Source organism: Kitasatospora sp. Xyl93 (assembly GCF_055383135.1).
This window is the reverse complement of sequence record NZ_AP029185.1, coordinates 505,032-521,559: the sequence shown is the minus strand read 5'-3', so window position 1 is coordinate 521,559 and position 16,528 is coordinate 505,032. Positions and strand designations below refer to the sequence as shown.

Genomic DNA, 16,528 nt, shown 5'->3' with positions numbered 1-16,528 from the left:
CGTCCCCGGATCCCGAACCACGGTCAGGAGACGCACATGCGCCAGCCCGAGGTGCCGGCCAACCCGTACCGCATCGGCGAAGCCGCGGCGCTGCTCGGCGTCAGCGCCGACACCATGCGGCGCTGGGTGGACGCCGGGCGGGTCGCCGCCGCGCGGGACGAGAACGGGCACCGGATCATCCCGGGCGCCGAACTCGCCGCCTTCGCCCGGGAGCTGGCCCGGCCGGAGAACGCCGAGGCGGAGGGCCGGCCGTCCTCGGCCCGCAACCGCTTCCCGGGGATCGTCACCCACGTGGTGCTCGGCGACGTGGCCGCGCAGGTGGAGATCCAGGCCGGGCCGTTCCGGGTGGTGTCACTGATCAGCCGGGAGTCGGCGGAGGAGCTGAAGCTGGTCCCCGGCGCACCCGCCACGGCGGTCGTCAAGTCCACCAACGTGATGGTCGAACTGCGCTAGGGCGTGTCTGACAATTCCCTAGCCCTCCCCGCACGAGCCGCCCGAGTCCCGGAACCGAAGGAGAGGCCCGGATGCCGCCCCCGCACCTGCCGACCACCCAGAGCGCCGTGCTCGCGATCGAGGCCGTGGCCGGCCGGCACGGCCGCACCGTCCGCGCCGAGCACGACATCGGCCGCGACCGGACCTTCGCCGGCCTGGTCGGTCCGGACGGCCCGGCGGACGAGCCGGCCGGCCTCCCGCACGAGGCGCTGCTGGAGTTCGACGGCCGCCCCGCCGTCACCGTCCGGCTGTTCACCCACGACGAGGTCACCGTGACCGTCGAGGGCATCCCCTTCGACGTCGACCGCGACCGCGTCCCCGGCTTCCTGAACGCCGTCTGGTCCGACCTGGTGCACGTCCGGGCGCGCACCTTCCCGCCGTCCACCACGCTGATCGTCACCGTCCCCGGGGAGCCGAGCTACCGCGAGGACGTCGGCGTCCACAGCCTCACCCCCTGGCTCACCGGAAGGGTCCGATGAACGCCGCAGCCAAGCCGCTCGCCGTCGCCCACCGCGGCGACCCGTACCGGTTCCGCGAGAACACCCTGCCCTCCGTCGAGTCCGCGCTCGCCGCCGGGGCCGACGCCGTCGAGGTGGACGTCCAGCTCACCCGCGACCGGGTGCCCGTGCTGCTGCACGACCGCACCCTGGAACGGCTGTGGGGCGACCCGCGCCCGATCGACCGGGTCACCGCCGACCAGCTGGCGGAGCTGCGGCACGGCCCGCTCGCCGTCCCCACCCTCGCCGAGGCGGTCAAGGCGGTGGCCGCCGTCGACGGCCGCCGGCTGCTGATCGACCTGGACGACGCCGCGCCGGCCGCCGCCACCTGGTCGGTGGTCACCGCGCTCGGCGCCGAACGGGCGGTCGCCTTCTGCGGCCCCGCCGCCGCCATGCTCGCCGTGCGCGAGCTGAGCCCGGACGCCGAGCTCGCGCTCACCTGGAAGCAGCCCCGGATGCCCGTGCGCGCCCTGCTGGACGACCTGCGCCCGCGCTACCTCAACCCGCCGTTCGGGCTGGTCACCCCCGAGTTCACCGCCGCCGCGACGGACGAGGGACTCGCCGTCTCCACCTGGACCGCCGACCTGCGCCGCACCATGCGCCGACTGCGCGGGAGCGGCGTCGCCTCCATCACCTCCAACCGGATCGGCGTCCTGCGCTCGGTGCTGGACGGCCGCCGGTGACCGGCCCGGTCCTCGGGCGGCGGGCGCTCGGCCGGGCCCTGCTGGCCCGCCAGCACCTGCTCGCCCGCACCGACCAGCCGCCCGCCGCCGTCATCCACCACCTCGGCGGACTCCAGGCCCAGGCCGCGCCCCAGCCGCCCTACCTCGGCCTGCTCGCCCGGCTCGACGGCTTCACGCCCGAGCGGCTGAGCACGCTGCTGGAGCAGCGGGCCGCGGTCCGGATCGCCCTCCACCGCGGCACCATCCACCTGGTCACCGCCGAGGACTGCCGGACACTGCGCCCGCTCCTCCAGCCGATGCTGGACCAGGCGCTGCGCACCACCTACGGCAAGCGGCTCGCCGGGCTGGACCTGGACGCGCTCGCCGCCGAGGCCCGCGCCTTGGTCGAGGCGGAGCCGCGCACCTTCCAGCAGCTCGGCGCGCTGCTCGCGCAGAGCCGGCCGGACCGCGACCCGGCCGCCCTCGCCCAGGCCGCCCGCTGCCGGCTGCCGCTGGTGCAGGTCCCACCGCGCGGGCTGTGGGGGCGCGGCGGCCCGGCCGCCCACACCACCGCCGAAGCCTGGCTCGGCCGACCGCTCGATCCGTCGCCCGACCCGGACGGCCTGGTGCTGCGCCATCTCGCCGCCTTCGGCCCGGCCTCCGCGGCGGACCTGCGCCAGTGGTGCGGCCTGGCCGGCCTCGCCCCGGTGCTGCGGCGGCTCGCTCCGCGGCTCCTGGCCTTCCGCGACGAGCGGGGCCGGCAGCTGTACGACCTGCCCGAGGCGCCCCGCCCCGACCCGGACACCCCGGCGCCGGTACGGCTGGTCGCGCCCTTCGACAACCTGCTGCTCTCGCACGCCGACCGCACCCGGGTGCTGCCCGAGGAGCACCGGGGCCGGGTGATGACCCGCAACGGCATCGTGCCCGGGACGCTGCTGGTGGACGGGCTGGTCGCCGGCACCTGGCGGCTGACCGGCGAACGCGAGGTGGACGTCGTACCGTTCGCGCCGCTGGGGCGGGCCGACCGGCAGGCGGCGGAGGCCGAGGCGCGGCGGGTGCTGGCGTTCGCGGGGGCGGGCGAGGACGGCGTGGTGCGGTTCCAGGCGCCCGGGTAGTCCGTTCGGGTACTCCCGGCAGGTCCGCCGCGCGGGCCGTCGGAACCTCTGCTGAGCTGGGGCGGTCCGGAATCCCCGACGACCCCGGCGGAGGTGGCCGTGTCCGTGGAGCGCGAGCCCGGCGAGCAGCGGCCGCCGGACCACCGCAGGCCGTACCTGATGCTGCCGCCCGCGCTGCGGCAGGCGGCGGCCTGGTCGGTGGCGGTGATCCTGCTGATCGCCGTCGCCTCGCTGGCGGTCTTCGCGCTGGTCGAACTGCGGGCCGCGACCGTGCCGTTCGTCCTGGCGCTGCTCGGCGCCTCGCTGCTCCACCCGGTGGTGCCCTGGCTGGTGCGCAGGGGCGTCGGGCGGGGCCTGGCCGCCGGACTGACCTGCACCGTGCTGGTCTGCGCGGTCGGCGGGGTGCTGGCGCTGCTGGTCAACTCCCTGGTGCACAGCGCCCCGCAGATCGCCTCCTCGCTCCAGGAGGCCGGGGAGCGGCTGGCCGACTGGCTCGGCCCGTTCGGCGCGAAGATCCAGCACGCGCTCAGCAACGCCAAGGGCGAGACCGACTCGCTGGTCTCCACCCTCACCAGCGGGGTGCTCTCCGGGCTGGGCCTGCTCACCCAGCTGATCGCCGGCGGGGTGCTGTCGCTCGCCCTGGTGTTCTTCTTCCTCCGGGACGGCCACCGCACCGGCGACGCCATCCGCTCCTACCTGCCCGAGCGCAGCGCCACGACCGTGATCGCCTGCGCCGAGCGGGCCTTCGCCGCGATGGCCGGGTTCATGCGCGGCACCACCCTGATCGCCCTGATCGACGCGGGCTTCATCACCGTCGGCCTGGTCGCCCTCGGTGTTCCGGGTGCGCCGGGGCTCGGGGCGCTGGTCTTCATGGGCGCCTACATCCCCTTCGTCGGCGCCTTCCTGTCCGGCACGGTGGCGGTGCTGGTGGCCCTCGCCGACGGCGGTCTCGGCACGGCCCTGTGGGCGCTCGGCGTGGTGCTCGCGGTGCAGATGATCGAGGGCAACATCCTCCAACCGGTCATCCAGAGCCGGACGGTGGAGCTGCACCCGGCCACCATCATGGTCGCCGTGGTGGCCGGCTCCGGCATCGCGGGCATCATCGGGGCCCTGCTCGCCGTCCCGGTCTGCGCCGCGGGCATGGGCGTCGTCTCGGTCCTGCGGGGCGACCCGGGACCGGCGGCGGAGAAGTCGGTTGCCGGGGCCTGACCGCTGTGCGAAGATCGCTAATGCGACGAGAGTCGCGATAGCGCTTGGAGGGGTCGCATGGAACTGATCGAGGTCGCCGAGGCGGGGGCCGGGCCGTACGGGGTGGCGGTGGCGCCGGACGGGGGCGTCTGGTTCACGCTGGTGCACAGCGGGCAGGTCGGGCGGCTCGACGCGGGCGGCGGTGTCGAGCTCCACGGCCTCGGGGCGCCCGGGTGCGGGCCTTCGGTGATCACGGCGGGGCCGGACGGGGCGATGTGGTTCTGCCGGATGCGGGACCACCGGATCGGGCGGATCGGCGCGGACGGGACGGCGCGCTCGTACGGGGTGCCGACGGCGGACGCCGGGCCGTACGGCATCGCGGCCGGGCCCGACGGGGCGCTCTGGTTCACCGAGCTGAACGCGAACCGGGTCGGGCGGATCACCGTGCGGGGCGAGGTGACGGAGTACCCGCTACCGGTCGAAGGGGCGTTCCCGTCGCTGATCACCGCCGGGCCGGACGGAGCGCTGTGGTGCACGCTCAACCAGGCGGACGCGGTGGCGAGGGTCGCCACCGACGGCGAGGTGACCGTCCATCGGCTGCCCACCGCGGGCACCGCGCCGGTCGGGATCACCGCCGGGGCGGACGGGGCGCTCTGGTACGTGGGGATCGGCGGCGGGCTGGTCGGGCGGATCACCGTGGACGGCGGGGTGACCGAGTTCCCGCTGGCCGACCGCTCGGCCCGGCCGCACGCGATCGCGGCCGGGCCGGACGGCCGGCTCTGGTTCACCGAGTGGGGCGCCGGGCGGATCGGGGTGCTCACCCCGGACGGGCGGCTCGACGGCCACCCGGTCCCGGGCGACGGCGCCGAGCCGCACGGCATCGCGGTCGCCCCGGACGGCACGGTGTACGCGGCGCTGGAGCGCGGGCAGATCGCCCGGCTGGCGCCGGCGCGGCCTGGAGCCTGACGGCCGGTCGGGAGGTCCCGCGCGGGCGGTGCGGAGGCCCCGGGTGCGCGGCCGGTGAGGCCCCGGGCACGCGGTCGGGAGGTCCCGGTCGGGGCCCGGGAACTCGGGCCCAGCGGCCCCGGGCGGGCGGGCCGAAGGGCCCTGGGGTGCGGAGGCGGTCTGTTCGGATCATGGATCGCCACCCATCCGCACGACGTTCCGAAGGAGCGCGTCCTTGAGCGCCACCCAGGCACAGGGCGACCCCACCTCACCGCCGACGGCCCTCCCCGCCGGGGCGGTCAGGCCCAGCAGGCCCGGTTCGGCCCTGGTCAGACTGCTGACCACCACCGACCACAAGACGATCGGCACCATGTACCTGGTGTCCTCGTTCGCGTTCTTCCTGATCGGCGGCATCCTCGCCCTGGTCATGCGCGCCGAACTCGCCCGGCCCGGAACGCAGATCCTCTCCAACGAGCAGTTCAACCAGGCCTTCACCATGCACGGCTCGGTGATGCTGCTGCTGTTCGCGATGCCGCTGTTCACCGGCTTCGCCAACTGGATCATGCCGCTGCAGATCGGCGCCCCGGACGTCGCCTTCCCGCGGCTGAACATGCTGTCCTACTGGCTGTTCATGTTCGGCTCGCTGATCGCCGCGGCCGGTTTCGCGACCCCGCAGGGCGCCGCCGACTTCGGCTGGTTCCTCTACGCGCCGCTGTCCGACGCGATCCACTCGCCCGGCGTCGGCGCCGACATGTGGATCATGGGCGTGACGCTGTCCGGCTTCGGCAGCATCTTCGGGGCCGTCAACTTCATCACCACCATCATCTGCATGCGCGCCCCGGGCATGACGATGTTCCGGATGTCGATCTTCTGCTGGAACGTGCTGCTGACCTCGGTGCTGGTGCTGCTGGTCTTCCCGGTGCTGGCAGCCGCGCTGCTGGCGCTGGAGTGCGACCGCAAGTTCGGCTCGCACGTCTTCGACCCGGCCAACGGCGGGGCGATGCTCTGGCAGCACCTGTTCTGGTTCTTCGGGCACCCCGAGGTGTACATCCTGGCGCTGCCGTTCTTCGGGATCGTCTCCGAGGTCATCCCGGTGTTCAGCCGCAAGCCGATGTTCGGCTACTCCGGCCTGATCGCCGCGACGGTGGCCATCGCGGGCCTGTCGGTGACGGTGTGGGCGCACCACATGTACGTCACCGGGCAGGTCCTGCTGCCGTTCTTCTCCTTCATGACCTTCCTGATCGCCGTGCCGACGGGCGTGAAGTTCTTCAACTGGGTCGGCACCATGTGGAAGGGCTCGCTGAGCTTCGAGACCCCGATGCTCTGGACGGTCGGCTTCCTGGTCACCTTCCTGTTCGGCGGCCTGACCGGCGTGCTGCTCGCGGCCCCGCCGATCGACTTCCACGTCTCCGACTCGTACTTCGTGGTCGCGCACTTCCACTACACGCTGTTCGGCACCGTGGTCTACGCGATGTTCGCCGGCTTCCACTTCTGGTGGCCGAAGATGACCGGCAGGAAGCTCGACGAGCGCCTGGGCCGGATCACCTTCTGGACCCTCACCGTCGGCTTCCACTCGACCTTCCTGGTCCAGCACTGGCTGGGCGCCGAGGGCATGCCCCGCCGCTACGCCGACTACCTGGCGTCGGACGGCTTCACCACCCTGAACACCGTCTCCACCATCGGCTCGTTCCTGCTCGGCCTGTCGATCCTGCCGTTCCTCTACAACGTCTGGAAGACCGCCAAGTACGGCGAGAAGGTCACCGTGGACGACCCGTGGGGCTGGGGCCGCTCGCTGGAGTGGGCCACCTCCTGCCCGCCGCCGCGGCACAACTTCGTGAAGCTGCCGCGGATCCGCTCCGAATCCCCGGCCTTCGACCTCCACCACCCGGACATCGCGGCCCGGGACGTGCTGGAGCACAGCGGGGAGCCCGCCAAGCACCTGGAGGGCGTGGAGCCGGCGAAGTACGACCGGCCGCTGAGCCGGGCGGACCGGGCGGCCGCCGCCCTCGCCGCCGAGGCCCCGGCCGCCGGGCCCGCCGACCCGCCGTCGGGCGGCTGAGTTCCGCCGTACCGAACGCCGTCCCCGCCCGCCTCGCCGCCGCCGGGCGGGCGGGGACGGCCCGTCCACTCTCGCCACCCCTTCGTGACCAGGAAGGCCGGGTCGTGAACCACACCGTTCTCGCCATCGGCACCGCCGCCCTCACCGCGAGCGGCTGTGTCTGGTACCTGCCCGCCATCGCCGACCTCCAGGCCGGCGCCGACCGACCGCGCTCCACCCGTACGGCCGCCGCGGCCTGCGTGCTGTGGTGGGCCGGGCTCGCGCTGGCGGGCGGGCTGCTGCTCGTCCTGCCGGACTGGCGGCCCGCCGCGCAGATCGCACTCGCCGGCCTGGTCGGCGGCGCGGCGCTGCGGCTGCGGGCCCTGGGCGACCGCCGCCGGGAGGTGCGGGAGGCGGCCGCCCGCTGGGCCGCCCTGGACGCCGGGCCCGCCCCGCGCTCCGACCGGCCGCCGGCGCTGGTGCTGGCCGGGTGGCTGGTGGTCGGCGCGGCCGTCGCCTCGCTGGGGGCGGCGGCCATCCTGCTGTCCGGCGGCGGCGCGGTGGTGCCCCGGGTGGTGCTCGCGGCGGTCAGCGGCGCGGGCGTCGCGCTCGCCTTCCTGCTGATGGGGCTGGGCAATGTACGGCGGCAGGGGCGCTGAGGCGCCCGCGCCGACGGCCCGGTGCCCGTTGCCGGGGGCGGGGGCGGGGGCGGGGGCGGGGGCGGGGGCGGGGCTCCGGGCCCAGGGCACCGGGGCCCGGTCCGAATGGGGCCGTTGGGCCCTGGGGCGGCGGCCGGATCCGGGGGAGGATGCCCTGGGCCCCGCTGGGAGTGTGCGGGGGTGTGACGAAGGCGGAGCCGCATCATGATGGCGACCAAGACGGAGGGTGCCGAGGCCTCGGCACCGGTCCGGGTGTTCCTGCTGGACGACCACGAGGTGGTGCGCCGCGGCGTGCACGACCTGCTGGACAGCGAGCCGGACCTGGAGGTGGTCGGCGAGGCGGCGACGGCCGAGCAGGCGCTCGTCCGGGTGCCCGCCCTGCGGCCCGACGTGGCCGTGCTGGACGTCCGGCTGGGCGACGGCGACGGCGTCTCGGTCTGCCGTGAGCTGCGCTCGCGGATGCCCGGGCTGGCCTGCCTGATGCTGACCTCCTTCGACGACGAGGAGGCGCTGCTGGACGCCGTGATGGCGGGTGCCGCCGGCTACGTGCTCAAGCAGATCAGCGGGACCGACCTGGTCGCCGCCGTCCGCACCGTCGCCTCCGGGCGCTCGATGCTGGACCCGGGCGCCGCGACCCGCCTGCTCAACCGGCTGCGCAGCGACGCCGAGCCGGCCCAGCCGGTCACCACCGGGCCGGGCCTGACCGCGCGCGAGCAGGAGGTCCTGGAGCTCATCGGCGAGGGCCTGACCAACCGGCAGATCGGCGAGCGGCTCTACCTCGCCGAGAAGACCGTCAAGAACCACGTATCGCGGCTGCTCGCCAAGCTCGGTGTCGAGCGGCGGGTGCAGGCCGCCCTGATCGCCACCGAGCTGCGCCAGGCCTCCGCCGCCCCGCAGTCCTCCGTGCTGCGCTCCGGCCGGTTCTGACCCGGCCGCCCGGCTCCCTCCGGGGCGGTTCGGCTCCCTCACAGTCCCAGCAACCCCCGGGCGGTGCGCAGGAGTTCGGTGTCCGCCGAGGTCTCCGGGGCGCCGGCCAGGCCGGAGCGGAAGAGCGAGGCGCCCTCGATCAGCATGATGAACACCTGGGCGCGGGCCCGGCGTTCGTCCTCCCCGAGGGCCGGGCGGCGTTCGGCGAGGAAGCAGACGACCAGGTCCCGGTAGCGGGTGTAGAAGGCCTGGACGGCGGTGGCCACCGAGGGGTCGCGGGCGGCCAGTGCCCACAGCTCGGCGAACAGCCGGACCAGGCGGGCGTCCTGCTGCTCGGCGAGGAGGGCGCGGATCAGGTCGTCCTCGTCGCGGCCGGGGTCGAGCAGCGGGGCGAGCCGTTCCGCCGAGCGGCCGAGGACGCGTTCCAGTACGGCGCCCACCAGCTCGGCGTGGGTCGGGAAGTAGTGCTGGAGGTGGCCGAGGCGCACGCCCGCGGCAGCCGCCACCGCCCGCATGGACAGCTCGCTGCCGCCGGTGGTGACCAGCAACTCCTCGGCCGTGTCCAGCAGTTGCTCGCGCCGCTGGGCGCCCTTGCCGCTCAGGCCCCGGGTGTTGCTCATGCCGCCGCCTCCGTACCGGGCCGCCCGTCGGCCGCGGAGACCGTGACGGTGACGTCCAGTGCCGCGAGGGCTCCCAGGACTCGCCCGGGCAGGGGGGTCTGCTCCGGGAAGGCCACCCCGGCGGGCGGCGGGGCGCCGTCGGTGCCGAGCGTCCGGCGCAGCGCGAGCAGGGCGCCGACGGCGGTGAGCCGGGCCTGTCCGGCCCGGTCCTCGACGGTGGCGGTGAGGGTGCGCCCGCCGGAGCCGACGTCGACGCGCAGCCGGGCGGTGCCGCCCTCGCCGGGGGAGTACAGCAGGGCGCGGCGGGCGCCCTGCCAGCGCTCGCCGCGCCCCCAGCGGAAGAACCCGGCGCGGCGGGCGGCCAGCAGGGCGGTGGTGGAGGAGCGGGAGCTGAAGCCGATCCGGGTGGTGGCGGTGGTGGCGCCCAGGGTGAGCGGGAGGGTGAACTGCTCGGGGGTGTCGATCCCGGCGACCAGGGTCGGGGAGTCCCCGATCCGGACGGTGCGGGGGCGGCTGAGCGGGGTGACGGAGCGGCGCAGGCCGTCCTGCACCACCTCGTAGTCGAGCCCGAGGCGGTCCATGAACTCCACCGAGTCGGCGCCGGCCCGGTCGGCGAGGTCCCAGCGGACGGCGGTCTCGATCCGCTCGGCGCCGCCCAGCCGGTCCGCCAGGGCGGCGGCGACCAGGCTGGTCACCCCGCCCATCCAGGCGGAGGAGAGCAGCACCGGGGCGGTCGGGCGCAGCAGGGCGGCGAGCGTGGCCGCGCGCTGCAGCCGGGCGGTCCAGCGGGTGACGTCCACGTACGGGACGCCGGCGCGGACGGCGGCCCGCAGCACCCGGTCGTCCGGGTCGTTGACCACCCCGACCACCGCCCGGACGGCGGCGCTGAACGGCTCGGGGTCGGCGAGGTCCCAGCGCCGGACGGTGGCGTCGCCCAGTTCGGCGGCCAGGGCGGCGCCGCGCCGTTCGGAGCGGCCGGTGAGCAGCAACGGCCAGGCGGGGGAGGCGAGTCGGGCGAGTTCGGCGCCCACGGTGCCGTAGCCGCCGACCAGCAGGACGGGGCCGTCGGGGTTGTGGCTGAGGCGGTCTGAGGGGAAGGTGGGGTGTACGGGCAGGCCGTCGCCCACGGGGTCGGTGCTCATGGGAGACAAATATAGGTCGTCCGACCTAAAATTGTCGTCATGACGTACTCCGCTGCCCCCGGATCGACCTTCGACCTGCATTCGTTCGACAGCGGCCACGGCCGCCTCGCCTACCTCGACGCCGGCTCGGGCGAGCCGCTGGTGCTCCTCCACGGCGGCCTGCTGGACCACCGGAGCTGGGCGGACCAGCTCCCCGCCCTGCTGCCCGAACACCGGGTGATCGCACCGGACACCCGCGGCCACGGCGCCTCCGACAACGCGAGGCGGCCGTTCCGCCCCGCCGACGACCTGGCGGACCTGCTGCGCCACCTCGGCCTCGGCCCGGTCACCGTGGTCGGGCTCTCCATGGGCGGGACGATCGCCCTCGACCTGGCGCTCGAACACCCCGAGCTGGTCCGCGCGTTGGTGATCAGCGGCAACGGCACCGGCGAGTCCGAGTTCAACGACCCGTGGCTGCGCGAACTCGCCGCCGAGCAGGGCGCCGCGCTCGCCGAGGGGGACGGCGAGCGCTGGCTCGACTCGTTCACCCGGCTCGCCTCCGGTCCGTACCGCGGCCTGGACGAGGTCGACCCCGAAGTGGTGCGCCGGCTCAAGGAGATGACCCGGCACACCGTCGCCAAGCACACCCCCGACGAGCCCCAGTACCTGGTGCCGGTGACCGACACCTGGAAGCGGCTGACCGGCATCACCGTCCCGCTGCTGGCGATCAACGGCGGCATCGACTCGGTGGACCACATCGGCCTGGCCGAACGGGTCTGCCGCACCGTCGTCGACGGCCGCGCGGTGACCGTCGAGGGCACCGCGCACTACCCGAACATGGAAAGGCCCGCCGAGTTCAACGCCCACCTCCTGGGCTTCCTGCGCGCCCTGCGGGGCTGACGGCTCCGGCGCCCGGCCGGGACCGAGTGCCGTCCGACCGGCGGGACCGCCGTGTTCCCGGCGGCGCCATCGTGTCGGCGGTGGGGACGGCGGGGTCGGCCGTAGGCTCCGTCGGGCGGGCCTTTCGTCCCGTCGCGGAGGGTCCTGCGGCCTCTGCCGCCGGGCCGTGCACCGCTGCCAGGGTGGGGGAGGAGCGGACGGGGCGTCAGAGCGCACCGCGGCCCGCACCGAACCGCCGAGCGTCGACAGCGTGTCGACAGTGTGGAGGAGGACTCATGACGTCAACCGTGCTGGCCGGGGTCGACGGATCGCCGCAGAGCACCGCGGCCGCCCGCTGGGCCGCCACCGAGGCGGCGCGCCGGGGCGCCTCGCTGCGCCTGGTGCACGCCTGGCCGTGGCTGACCGACGGCGTGTCGTCCTTCGCCGAGCCGGACACGCTGCCCGAGGCCGTCCGCCGCATCCTGGCCGAGGCCGCCGAGGACGTCCGCAGTCCGCACCCGGAGCTGGCCGTGGAGACCGACGCCGTGCTGGACGCGCCGGTGGACGGTCTGGTGGCCGCCGCCGAGGAGGCGGAGCTGCTGGTGCTGGGCTCGCGCGGCCGCGGCGGCTTCACCGGGCTGCTGCTGGGCTCGGTCAGCAGGTCGGTGGCCGGGCGCAGCCCGGTGCCGGTGGTCGTGGTGCGCGAGGCCGGCGCGGAGGGCGCGGGCGAGGTGGTGGTGGGCGTCGACGCCCACACCCCGGAGGCCGAGGTGCTCGACTTCGCCTTCCGCGAGGCGGCCCTGCGCGGCGCCCGGGTCCGGGCGGTGCACGGCTGGGAGCTGCCGCCGGTGTTCGGCTACGCGGGCGGCGCCGTCCCGGCGGCCGAGCTCGCGCAGCTGGAGGCGCTGGAGGCCAAGCTGCTGACGCTCGCCCTGGCCGGGCCGCGCGAGCGGCACCCGGACGTCGAGGTGGTCGAGGACGTGCAGCTCGGTGCCGCCCGCGCCCTGGTCGAGGCCTCGGCCGGCGCCGCGCTGGTCGTGGTCGGCCGGGGCCGCCGCCCGATCGAGCTCGGCCCCCGGCTCGGCCGGGTCGCGCACGCCGTCCTGCACCACACCGAGGCTCCCGTCGCGGTCGTTCCGCACGGGTGACGGGCGGCCCGTCCGGTGGATCCGCCCCCGTCCCGATCCACCGGACGGGCCCTCCCCAGGCCTGCGAACGCCTGGGGGCGGCCGGAGGAACAGGCCCAAGGGCCCTTTCGCCGGCCCGTGCCGGGCGCGCACCCTCGGAAGCAGCGGGACCTCCGGGCACGCGCGCGGACCCGGCGGTCGAAGCCGAAGCCCCGCGGTTGAAGGAGTGCATCGCCATGACGCTCGACCCGGCCCTCACCCCGATGCTCAGCGCCGCCGACCTGCGCCTGCTCGCCGCGGCCGGCGGCGCCGCGCCGTCGCTGCACAACAGCCAGCCCTGGCGCTTCACGCCGACCCCGGACGGGCGCGGGCTCGCCGTGTACGCCGACACCGGGCGCTCCGTACCGCTGGCCGACCCGGTCGGCGCCGCGGTGCACATCGCGGTCGGCGCGGCCGTGTTCAACCTGCGGGTGGCGGCCGGGCGGCTGGACCGCGAACCGCTGGTGCGGCTGCTGCCGGACGCCGCCGAGCCCGGGCTGCTCGCCGTGCTGGACCTCTCCCGCCCGGCCGCCGAGCAGACGCCGTTCGGCCGCGACCTCTACCCCGCCGTCGCCGCCCGGCACTCCAGCCGCCTGCCCTTCACCCAGCGCGACGTGCCCGAGGCGGTGGTCGGCGAGCTCATCGACGCCGCCCGCGAGGAGGGCGTCGTGCTGACCGTGCTGGAGGAGGAGGGCGTACGGCGGGTGCAGGCGCTCACCGCCGAGGCCGAGCGCCGCAACGCCGCCGACCCGGCCCGCACCGCCGAGTCCCGCGCCTGGCTGCGGCCCGACGACGGCACCGCCGGGGACGGCATCCCGCAGGCCGCGCTCGGCCCGCAGGACCACGACGCCCGGGTGCCGATGCGCGGGTTCGCGGGCCGCCCGCCGGAGGCCCCCGGGCAGCAGCCGTCCCAGCGCTTCGAGGCGCTGCCCCAGCTGTGCACGCTCAGCACCCCCGGCGACGGCCCGCTGGACTGGCTGCGCACCGGGCAGGCGCTGGAGAGGGTGTGGCTGCTGGCCACGGTGCACGGGGTGCGGCTCACCGTATGGCACCAGGCGATCGAGTGGCCGGACACCCGCTGGGCGCTGCGCGACCCGGCCGCCGGGCCGGGCCACGTCCAGCTGGTGCTGCGGGCCGGCTACGGCCCGCCCGGTGCGGCCACCCCGCGGCGGTCCGCCGAGGAGACCCTCGGGGGTTCCTGAGCAGGCCTTCCCCAGCAGCCGGCTCGGCCCCCTGCCCCGCTCAGCGCGGCCGTTCGGCCGCGGGCAGCACCTGGGCCGCGAGCCGCAGCGGCGGGCTGTGACGGAAGGTGAGGGTGAACTCCACCCACTGGCCGGCCCGCAGCGGCGGCGGGTCGGCGATCATCAGGTCGGCGTCCTCCGGGGTCATCCGCAGCTCGCCGCGGCCCGGCACCGGGAGCGCCGGGGCCGCCTCCCAGCGGCCCGCCGCGCCCTGGTGCAGGTGCCGCTTCGGGGTGATCCGGCCGCCGAACCGCCAACTGGCACCGGTCAGTTCGTCCGGTACGTCGCCCGGGTTGCGGACCGTGAAGAAGGCCGCGGTGGCGGAGGCCGCGCCCGCCGCGGGCAGCAGCACCCAGCCCGGCCCGGCCTCCACCGGGCGGGCGCGGCCGGCCCCGCCGACCGCCGTCCACCCGGAGAGCAGGACCAGGGCCAGCGCCGCCGCGCCGACCGGCGGGCCGACCACCCCGAGCCGTCCGACCGCCTTCACCGACGGCCTCCCCGGCGCCGTCCGTGCCCGGGCTCCCAGGTGCGCAGCCGCAGGCTGTTGCCCACCACGAGCAGCGAGCTGAGCGACATCGCGACCGCCGCCAGCATCGGGTTGAGCAGCCCGACCGCCGCCAGCGGGATCAGCACCAGGTTGTAGCCGAAGGCCCAGAGCAGGTTGGCCCGGATGGTCGCCAGGGTCTGCCGCGCCAGCCGTACGGCGTCCACCACCGCCTCGATGTCGCCGCGCACCAGGGTCAGCCCGGCCGCACCGATCGCGGCGTCGCTGCCGGAGGCCAGGGCCACCCCGAGGTCCGCCGAGGCCAGTGCCACCGCGTCGTTGACGCCGTCGCCGACCACCGCCACCGTCCGGCCGGAGGCGCGCAGCTCGGCCACCACCTCGGCCTTGCGCTCGGGGGAGGCGCAGGCGTGCACCCGCCCGATGCCCAGTTCGGCCGCCACCGCGCGGGCGGCGCCGGGGCCGTCCCCGGTCAGCAGGACGGTCTCCAGGCCCAGCCCGCGCAGCCGGTGGAGCGCCCGCCAGCTGCCCGACCGCACGGTGTCGCCGACCTCCAGGACGGCCGCCGGCCGCCCGTCCAGCTCGACCGCGACGGCCGTGCGGCCCGTCTCCCCGGCCCGCGCGACCGCCTCGGCCAGGGCCGGCGGCAGGACGGTGTCGTCCGGCCGCACCACCCGGACGGCCCGGCCCCCGACCGTCCCGGACACCCCGAGCCCGGTGGTGGCCGCGAAGCCCTCCACGGCCGGCGGCGGCCCGCAGCGCTCCCGGGCGGCCGCCGCGACGGCCCGGCCGATCGGGTGCTCCGAGCGGTGCTCGACCGCGCCGGCCAGCCGCAGCGCCTCGTCCTCGGTGAGACCGCCCGCGGTGGTGACGGCGGCCAGCTCCATCCGGCCGGTGGTCAGCGTCCCGGTCTTGTCCATCACCACCGTGTCCACCCGGCGCAGGCTCTCCAGCACCTCCGGGCCGCGCACCAGCACGCCCAGCTCCGCGCCCCGTCCGGTCGCCGCCAGCAGCGCCGTCGGCGTGGCCAGCCCGAGCGCGCACGGGCAGGCCACCACCAGCACCGCGACCGCCGCCGTCACCGCCGCCTGCGGCTCGGCGCCCGCCCCCAGCCAGAAGCCCAGCACGCTCGCCGCGACCGCCAGCACACAGGGCACGAACACCCCGGCCACCGCGTCCGCGAGCCGCTGCGCCCGCGCCTTGCCCGCCTGGGCCTGCGCCACCAGCGCGGTGATCCGTGCCAGTTGGGTGTCCGCGCCGACCGCCGTGGCCCGGACCACCAGCGCGCCGCCGACGTTCACCGTCGCCCCCGCCACCAGGGCCCCGGGGCCGACCTCGACCGGCACACTCTCCCCGGTCAGCAGGCTCAGGTCGAGCGCCGAACCGCCCTCGACCACCACCCCGTCGGTGGCCACCCGCTCGCCCGGCCGCACCACGAACTCCTGCCCGGGCAGCAGCAGTTCGATCGGCACCAGGCGCTCCTCGCCGTCCGCGTCCCGCAGGCACACCTGCTTGGCGCCCAGCTCGGCCAGCGCCCGCAGCGCGGAGCCGCTGCGCCGGCGCACCCGGCCCTCCAGCAGCCGCCCGGCCAGCACGAACAGCGGCACGCCGACCGCCGCCTCCAGGTACACGTGCGCGGTGCCGCCGCCGTCGGCGGTCAGCGAGAACGGCATCCGCATGCCCGGATCCCCGGCCCCGCCGAGGAACAGCGCGTACGCCGACCAGCCGAAGGAGGCCACCACACCCAGGCTGACCAGGGTGTCCATGGTCGCCGCCGCGTGCCGCAGGCCCCGCAGGGCCCGGCGGTGGAAGCCGGCCGACCCCCAGGTCACCACCGGCACGGCGAGCCCGAAGCAGACCCACTGCCAGGCGGTGAACTGCGCCGACGGCACCATCGACAGCACCAGCACCGGGACGGCCAGCAGGGCGGTGACCAGCAGCCGCCACCACTCGTCCGGCTCCTCGGCCGCCACCCCGACCGGCGCCCCCGCGGGCAGCGGCGCGGCGGTGTAGCCCGCCCGCTCGACCGCCGCCACCAGTTCGCCGACCGGCACCCCGGCCGGGTGCAGCACCCGGGCCCGCCCGGTCGCCAGGTTCACCCCGGCCGTCACGCCCTCGATCCGGGCCAGCCGCTTCTCGACCCGGCCCACGCAGGCGGCGCAGGTCATCCCGCCGACCGCCAGATCGGTGGCCACCACGGGCTCCGCGACGGCGCTCACCGCATGCCGCCCATGTCGTGCCCACCCGCCCCGGGCGGCGCGCCGCCCCCGTCGGCGGGCCGCAGCCCGGGCGACACCGGCCCCACCTGCCGCCCCACCCCGTAGGCCACCACGAACACCACCACCAGCAGCAGGAGGAACCCCGCCAGCACACTCAACGGCCGGACACCCGGCGACTTCGCACTCACGCCCCACCAGTCGGACGGCCACCCCGGCCGGTTCCCGGAAGCTCGGAAACAGTGCGCGAACAATCGGAT

At 76.2% G+C, this 16,528-nt stretch carries 17 protein-coding genes; 12 read left to right on the top strand and 5 right to left on the bottom strand.

Going from position 1 to position 16,528, the window contains the following annotated elements; genetic code table 11:
- Positions 1 to 36 precede the first annotated feature (36 nt).
- The 9 genes from ACZ5GH_RS02375 (at position 37) to ACZ5GH_RS02335 (ending at position 8,523) form a co-directional block, all read left to right on the top strand.
- Positions 37 to 453: a TOBE domain-containing protein gene (locus ACZ5GH_RS02375; protein WP_464333249.1), complete on the top strand. Its 417-nt coding sequence runs from the start codon at positions 37 to 39 to the stop codon at positions 451 to 453.
- Positions 454 to 524: 71 nt separating this feature from the next.
- Positions 525 to 971: a hypothetical protein gene (locus ACZ5GH_RS02370; RefSeq protein ID WP_464333248.1), complete on the top strand. Its 447-nt coding sequence runs from the start codon at positions 525 to 527 to the stop codon at positions 969 to 971.
- The gene (locus ACZ5GH_RS02365) at positions 968 to 1,672 is read left to right on the top strand and encodes a glycerophosphodiester phosphodiesterase (protein ID WP_464333247.1); all 705 of its coding nucleotides are present in this window, start codon (positions 968 to 970) and stop codon (positions 1,670 to 1,672) included. Before ACZ5GH_RS02370 ends, ACZ5GH_RS02365 begins: the two co-directional genes overlap by 4 nt.
- A complete protein-coding gene (locus ACZ5GH_RS02360; protein WP_387747795.1) occupies positions 1,669 to 2,766 on the top strand; it encodes a winged helix DNA-binding domain-containing protein in 1,098 nt (365 codons plus the stop codon). Before ACZ5GH_RS02365 ends, ACZ5GH_RS02360 begins: the two co-directional genes overlap by 4 nt.
- Before the next feature lie 99 nt (positions 2,767 to 2,865).
- A complete protein-coding gene (locus ACZ5GH_RS02355) occupies positions 2,866 to 3,975 on the top strand; it encodes an AI-2E family transporter (RefSeq protein WP_387747797.1) in 1,110 nt (369 codons plus the stop codon).
- A 57-nt stretch (positions 3,976 to 4,032) separates the two neighbouring features.
- Positions 4,033 to 4,920: a Vgb family protein gene (locus tag ACZ5GH_RS02350; protein WP_387747799.1), complete on the top strand. Its 888-nt coding sequence runs from the start codon at positions 4,033 to 4,035 to the stop codon at positions 4,918 to 4,920.
- 214 nt (positions 4,921 to 5,134) lie between these two features.
- Positions 5,135 to 6,958: an aa3-type cytochrome oxidase subunit I gene (gene ctaD / locus ACZ5GH_RS02345; protein WP_464333246.1), complete on the top strand. Its 1,824-nt coding sequence runs from the start codon at positions 5,135 to 5,137 to the stop codon at positions 6,956 to 6,958.
- A gap of 104 nt (positions 6,959 to 7,062) precedes the next feature.
- Positions 7,063 to 7,596 (top strand): hypothetical protein, encoded by a 534-nt coding sequence (locus tag ACZ5GH_RS02340; protein ID WP_387747801.1) that lies wholly within the window; start codon positions 7,063 to 7,065, stop codon positions 7,594 to 7,596.
- Between the two features lie 207 nt (positions 7,597 to 7,803).
- Positions 7,804 to 8,523, top strand: a complete 720-nt coding sequence (locus tag ACZ5GH_RS02335; protein ID WP_401108848.1) for a response regulator — start codon at positions 7,804 to 7,806, stop codon at positions 8,521 to 8,523.
- Between the two features lie 38 nt (positions 8,524 to 8,561).
- On the opposite strand, the gene ACZ5GH_RS02330 is transcribed toward ACZ5GH_RS02335, so the two are convergent.
- Together ACZ5GH_RS02330 and ACZ5GH_RS02325 are read right to left on the bottom strand one after the other, a co-directional pair.
- On the bottom strand, positions 8,562 to 9,143 hold the full coding sequence (locus ACZ5GH_RS02330) for a TetR/AcrR family transcriptional regulator (protein WP_464333245.1): 582 nt from the start codon (positions 9,141 to 9,143) through the stop codon (positions 8,562 to 8,564).
- Positions 9,140 to 10,285, bottom strand: coding sequence for a saccharopine dehydrogenase family protein (locus ACZ5GH_RS02325; RefSeq protein WP_464333244.1), 1,146 nt, complete (start codon positions 10,283 to 10,285; stop codon positions 9,140 to 9,142). Before ACZ5GH_RS02325 ends, ACZ5GH_RS02330 begins: the two co-directional genes overlap by 4 nt.
- A gap of 39 nt (positions 10,286 to 10,324) precedes the next feature.
- Here ACZ5GH_RS02325 and ACZ5GH_RS02320 point away from each other — a divergent pair, with 39 nt between their 5' ends.
- The 3 genes from ACZ5GH_RS02320 to ACZ5GH_RS02310 all read left to right on the top strand — a co-directional run bounded on the left by ACZ5GH_RS02320 (position 10,325) and on the right by ACZ5GH_RS02310 (position 13,511).
- A complete protein-coding gene (locus ACZ5GH_RS02320; protein WP_387747807.1) occupies positions 10,325 to 11,164 on the top strand; it encodes an alpha/beta fold hydrolase in 840 nt (279 codons plus the stop codon).
- Between the two features lie 275 nt (positions 11,165 to 11,439).
- Entirely contained in the window at positions 11,440 to 12,291 is an 852-nt protein-coding gene (locus tag ACZ5GH_RS02315) for a universal stress protein (RefSeq protein WP_464333243.1), read from the top strand.
- Between the two features lie 215 nt (positions 12,292 to 12,506).
- Positions 12,507 to 13,511 (top strand): Acg family FMN-binding oxidoreductase, encoded by a 1,005-nt coding sequence (locus tag ACZ5GH_RS02310; RefSeq protein ID WP_464333242.1) that lies wholly within the window; start codon positions 12,507 to 12,509, stop codon positions 13,509 to 13,511.
- Positions 13,512 to 13,551: 40 nt separating this feature from the next.
- On the opposite strand, the gene ACZ5GH_RS02305 is transcribed toward ACZ5GH_RS02310, so the two are convergent.
- Genes ACZ5GH_RS02305 through ACZ5GH_RS02295 form a run of 3 tightly spaced genes read right to left on the bottom strand, consistent with a single transcriptional unit; the run spans position 13,552 to position 16,429 of the window.
- Positions 13,552 to 14,037: a copper chaperone PCu(A)C gene (locus ACZ5GH_RS02305; protein ID WP_387747813.1), complete on the bottom strand. Its 486-nt coding sequence runs from the start codon at positions 14,035 to 14,037 to the stop codon at positions 13,552 to 13,554.
- Positions 14,034 to 16,271: a heavy metal translocating P-type ATPase gene (locus tag ACZ5GH_RS02300; RefSeq protein WP_464333241.1), complete on the bottom strand. Its 2,238-nt coding sequence runs from the start codon at positions 16,269 to 16,271 to the stop codon at positions 14,034 to 14,036. Before ACZ5GH_RS02300 ends, ACZ5GH_RS02305 begins: the two co-directional genes overlap by 4 nt.
- The gene (locus ACZ5GH_RS02295; RefSeq protein ID WP_401108243.1) at positions 16,268 to 16,429 is read right to left on the bottom strand and encodes a hypothetical protein; all 162 of its coding nucleotides are present in this window, start codon (positions 16,427 to 16,429) and stop codon (positions 16,268 to 16,270) included. The genes ACZ5GH_RS02300 and ACZ5GH_RS02295 overlap by 4 nt, the downstream gene beginning before the upstream one ends.
- Between the last annotated feature and the right edge of the window lie 99 nt (positions 16,430 to 16,528).

What these genes read in the sequence shown, in the direction of transcription:
- ACZ5GH_RS02375 (WP_464333249.1), top strand. Translation starts at nt 37, where the DNA reads ATGCGCCAGCCCGAGGTGCCGGCCAACCCGTACCGCATCGGCGAAGCC.
- ACZ5GH_RS02370 (WP_464333248.1), top strand. Translation starts at nt 525, where the DNA reads ATGCCGCCCCCGCACCTGCCGACCACCCAGAGCGCCGTGCTCGCGATC.
- ACZ5GH_RS02365 (WP_464333247.1), top strand. Translation starts at nt 968, where the DNA reads ATGAACGCCGCAGCCAAGCCGCTCGCCGTCGCCCACCGCGGCGACCCG.
- ACZ5GH_RS02350 (WP_387747799.1), top strand. Translation starts at nt 4,033, where the DNA reads ATGGAACTGATCGAGGTCGCCGAGGCGGGGGCCGGGCCGTACGGGGTG.
- ACZ5GH_RS02335 (WP_401108848.1), top strand. Translation starts at nt 7,804, where the DNA reads ATGGCGACCAAGACGGAGGGTGCCGAGGCCTCGGCACCGGTCCGGGTG.
- ACZ5GH_RS02330 (WP_464333245.1), bottom strand. Translation starts at nt 9,143, where the DNA reads ATGAGCAACACCCGGGGCCTGAGCGGCAAGGGCGCCCAGCGGCGCGAG.
- ACZ5GH_RS02325 (WP_464333244.1), bottom strand. Translation starts at nt 10,285, where the DNA reads ATGAGCACCGACCCCGTGGGCGACGGCCTGCCCGTACACCCCACCTTC.
- ACZ5GH_RS02320 (WP_387747807.1), top strand. Translation starts at nt 10,325, where the DNA reads ATGACGTACTCCGCTGCCCCCGGATCGACCTTCGACCTGCATTCGTTC.
- ACZ5GH_RS02315 (WP_464333243.1), top strand. Translation starts at nt 11,440, where the DNA reads ATGACGTCAACCGTGCTGGCCGGGGTCGACGGATCGCCGCAGAGCACC.
- ACZ5GH_RS02310 (WP_464333242.1), top strand. Translation starts at nt 12,507, where the DNA reads ATGACGCTCGACCCGGCCCTCACCCCGATGCTCAGCGCCGCCGACCTG.